This is a genomic window from Micromonospora sp. 4G55 (assembly GCF_016803375.1).
The window spans coordinates 1-3,542 of the sequence record NZ_JAEVHN010000628.1 but is presented as its reverse complement, the minus strand read 5'-3'; the positions used below and the strand labels follow the sequence as shown (position 1 = coordinate 3,542).

At 76.5% G+C, this 3,542-nt stretch carries 3 protein-coding genes and 1 pseudogene; 2 read left to right on the top strand and 2 right to left on the bottom strand.

Annotated elements, in window-relative coordinates:
- Nucleotides 1-687: pseudogene (locus JNW89_RS31270) on the bottom strand (serpin family protein); the annotation flags it as partial.
- An 80-nt stretch (nt 688-767) separates the two neighbouring features.
- Here JNW89_RS31270 and JNW89_RS31265 point away from each other — a divergent pair.
- A complete protein-coding gene (locus tag JNW89_RS31265; protein ID WP_238451808.1) occupies nt 768-1,994 on the top strand; it encodes a lycopene cyclase family protein in 1,227 nt (408 codons plus the stop codon).
- Here JNW89_RS31265 and JNW89_RS31260 read toward each other — a convergent pair.
- Nucleotides 1,979-2,560 (bottom strand): dihydrofolate reductase family protein, encoded by a 582-nt coding sequence (locus tag JNW89_RS31260; protein ID WP_238451807.1) that lies wholly within the window; start codon nt 2,558-2,560, stop codon nt 1,979-1,981. The two genes, JNW89_RS31265 and JNW89_RS31260, sit on opposite strands and share 16 nt — an antisense overlap.
- Before the next feature lie 212 nt (nt 2,561-2,772).
- Here JNW89_RS31260 and rnhA point away from each other — a divergent pair, with 212 nt between their 5' ends.
- Complete coding sequence (rnhA, locus tag JNW89_RS31255; RefSeq protein ID WP_238451806.1) at nt 2,773-3,273, top strand: ribonuclease HI; 501 nt, start codon at nt 2,773-2,775, stop codon at nt 3,271-3,273.
- The last annotated feature ends 269 nt before the right edge of the window (nt 3,274-3,542 follow it).

Below are 3,542 nucleotides of genomic sequence, written 5' to 3'. Positions count from 1 at the left end.
GAGCGTCGGGCCGCCGGTGAGGGCGCGGATCGCGGCCGGCAGCACGGCACCGGCCGGGCGCCCGGGTTCGCCGAGGGCCAGCACCACGTCGACGTCCGCCTCACCGGCGACGGTCAGCAGGCTCACCGGTCCGGCCGGGGTGTCGGCCACCCGCAGCGTCCGGGGGTCGCCGCCGTACCGGTGCAGACCGATCAGCCGCCGCCCCTGCCAGGGACCCTGCCGCGGCTCGCACCAGCCCTCCTGGAAGGGCGCCGCCCAGCCGGTCAGCACCGACAGGGCGCTGGCCAGCACCAGCGCCGTGTCCGGGGTGACCGTGATCGGCATCTGCTGGATCTGCCCGTCGGTGTGGGTGGCCGCCCAGCGGTCCAGCACAGGCTGGTCCACGGCCCGGTCGCCGGTCAGCTCACCCCGCATCGACGCCGGGACCGCGCGCAGCCAGGCCGGGTTCAGTCGCAGCTCGCGCCGGGCCCAGAAGCCCAGCGCCAGCCGGGTGGTGGGGGAGGTGGCCAGGTCGTAGGGGGTGGCGTCGGGGGCGACGGCGGACAGCTCGTCGCGGGCCGGACCGGCCGCGTGCCGGGCGAGCAGGGCCAGCAGCGGGTACGCCCCGGCGCCGGACAGGACGGTCTGCCGGTCGTCGATCAGGGCGGCCCAGCGGGCGGTGAGGGCGTTGGCGGGCGTGCTGCTCATGCCGTGGCACCGTACCGGCCGGGCGGCGCGCCGTGGGGGCTCCGCCCGGCTCGGGCCGGCGGGTGTGACAGCGTGGTCGGGTGGACAACGTCGACCTGGCCGTCGTCGGCGGTGGCGGCGCCGGTTCCCTGCTCCTCGCCGCGCTGGACCGGCACGACCTGCGTGAGCTGCGGATCGCCGTGGTGGACCCGGTGCGCAAGCGCGGCCAGGACCGCACCTGGGCGTTCTGGAGTACGCCCGGCACCGACCTGGAGCCGATGCTCAGCGCGAGCTGGCGGGAGGTCGAGGTGACCACGCCGGCCGGTCGGCGCCGGCTCGACCTCGCCCCGCTGCGGTACGCGATGCTGCGCTCCGCCCCGGTCTACGAGCGGGCCGCCGAGGCGGAGCGGCGCCTCGGCGCCACCCGGGTCGACGCGGCGGTCGGCGCCCTCGACGACGACGGCGGGTCGGTGACCGTCCGGGACGCCGACGGCGCGGCGCTGCTGCAAGCTCGGTGGGTGCTGGACTCCCGCCCCCGGCCACCCCGGCGGGCGGGGCGGACGAGCTGGTTGCAGCACTTCCGGGGCTGGTGGCTGGAGTCGCCCGGGCCGGTGTTCGACCCGGGCCGGGCGGTGCTGATGGACTTCCGCACCCCGCAGCCGGCGCGGGGCGTCTCCTTCGGCTACGTGCTGCCGGTCAGCGACCGGTACGCCCTGGTCGAGTACACCGAGTTCTCCCCGCGACGGCTGACCGACGCCGGCTACGACGCCGCGCTGCGTGGCTACGCCGACCTGCTCGGCCTCGACCTGACCGCGCTGAGGGTGCGGCAGGTGGAGGACGGGGTGATCCCGATGACCGACGCCCCGTTCGAGGGCCGGCCGTCGCCGCGGGTGGTGCGGCTGGGCACCGCCGGCGGGGCCACCCGGCCGTCGACCGGGTTCACCTTCTCCGCCATGCACCGGCAGGCCGACGACGTGGCCCGGGCGCTGGCCGCCGGCCGGGCCCCCGTGCCCCGGCCGGCGTACCCGCGTCGGCACCGGTGGATGGACGCCGTCGCGCTGCGGGCGCTGGACCGCGGGGCGGTCGGCGGCCCGGAGTTCTTCGACCGGCTCTTCGACCGCAACCCGGCGCAGCGGGTGCTGCGTTTCCTCGACGGTGCCACCACCCCGGCGGAGGACCTGGCGGTGATGCGGTCCAGTCCGCTGTTGCCGATGACCTCGGCGGTGGTCGGTGACGCCGTCGGCCGGCTGCGCGCCCGGCTGCGCCCCGGGCCGGCCCCCGCGCCCGTCGGCGTGGCCCCGGATCGGGCGGGTCAGGCCGGCTCGTAGGTCGCCACGAGCACCCCCGTGGTGGTGGTGACGCTCTCGACCAGCGTCAGCCGGGCCGGGTGCCCGCCGTCGGGGAACAGCCGCCGCCCGGTGCCGAGCACCAGCGGGTGGACGACCAGCACGTACGCGTCGATCAGCCCGTGCGGGGCCAGCGACCGCACCAGCTCGCCGCTGCCGAGCACGGCGATGTCCGGGCCGTCCTGCCGCCGCAGCGCGGCGACCGCCGCGACGGCGTCCCCGTCGAGCAGCACCGAGTTCGCCCACGGCAGCGGCGCGGTCAGGGTGGTGGAGGCGACGTACTTGGTGAGTCGGTCGAGCACCGGGGTGAACGGGTTGTCGGTCTGGTGCGGCCAGAAGCCGGCGAGGTCCTGGTAGGTGCGGCGACCGAGCAGCAGCGCGCCGGTGGACGCCATGCCCCGGCCCATCTTCTCGCCCAGCACCGGATCGGTGTAGGGCACCGCCCAACCGCCCCGGTCGAAGCCGTCGCGGGTGTCCTCGTCCGGGCGTCCGGGCGCCTGCATCACGCCGTCCAGGCTGAGGTTGTTGGTCATGACGATGCGTCTCATGCCGGTCCTCGCGGGTCACGGCCGGCCCGATGCTGGCCCCTCACCTTCCAGACGAACGGCGGTCGGCGGTTTCGACACCGTCAGCCGGCGTAGCCCGTCGACCTCGCCGAGCAGCGCGGCGTACCTCCGCGCGGTGTGAGAGCCGGCGGCGGCGCGGCGCGCCGGGACGCCCGCGCCGACCGGCTGCGGGCGGCACCGGTAGGTTCGGCGCCATGGCGGAGGCGGCGGACGGCAGGGTCGTGGAGATCTGGACCGACGGGGCGTGCAGCGGCAACCCCGGCCCGGGCGGCTGGGGCGCGCTGCTGCGCTACGGCAGCCACGAGCGGGAGCTGTGCGGCGGCGAGGCGACGCCGACCACCAACAACCGGATGGAGCTGACCGCGGCCATCCGGGCGCTGGAGAGCCTGACCCGGCCGGTCACCGTGCGGCTGCACACCGACAGCACCTACGTGCGCAACGGCATCACCGGGTGGCTGGCGTCGTGGAAGCGCAACGGCTGGCTCACGGCGGCCAAGCAGCCGGTCAAGAACGCCGACCTGTGGCAGCAGCTGGAGGCGGCCTGCGCCCGGCACGACGTGACCTGGCTGTGGGTCAAGGGGCACAACGGCCACCCGGAGAACGAGCGGGCGGACGCGCTGGCCAACAAGGGGATGACCGAGGCCCGGGCGGCGGCGCCGCTCAGCGCTTCAGCAGGCGCCCGCGCAGGGCAGTGACCAGGGCGTCGTCGACGCCGAGCGGGTTGAGGGCGTAGCCGCGTACCGAGCCGTGCGCGGCGGTCGGGGTCGGCCAGGAAGAGCTCGATGATCCGCGCGGACGTCTCGCGCCGTCCCGCTACGTCGTCGGGCCCGGCCGGACGCCGCCGACCGGGCCCGACCCGGGTCGGGGTGCCGTCACCGCTCGGTGGGGGGATTGACCGCTTCTTCCTGGGAGGGGTCGGCCGTGCCGGATACCGCGTCCACGTCGTAGCCGGCACGGCTGGTCT

Excerpts from the sequence above, each read along its gene's own strand:
- JNW89_RS31260 (WP_238451807.1), bottom strand. The coding sequence starts at position 2,560 with ATGAGACGCATCGTCATGACCAACAACCTCAGCCTGGACGGCGTGATG.
- rnhA (WP_238451806.1), top strand. The coding sequence starts at position 2,773 with ATGGCGGAGGCGGCGGACGGCAGGGTCGTGGAGATCTGGACCGACGGG.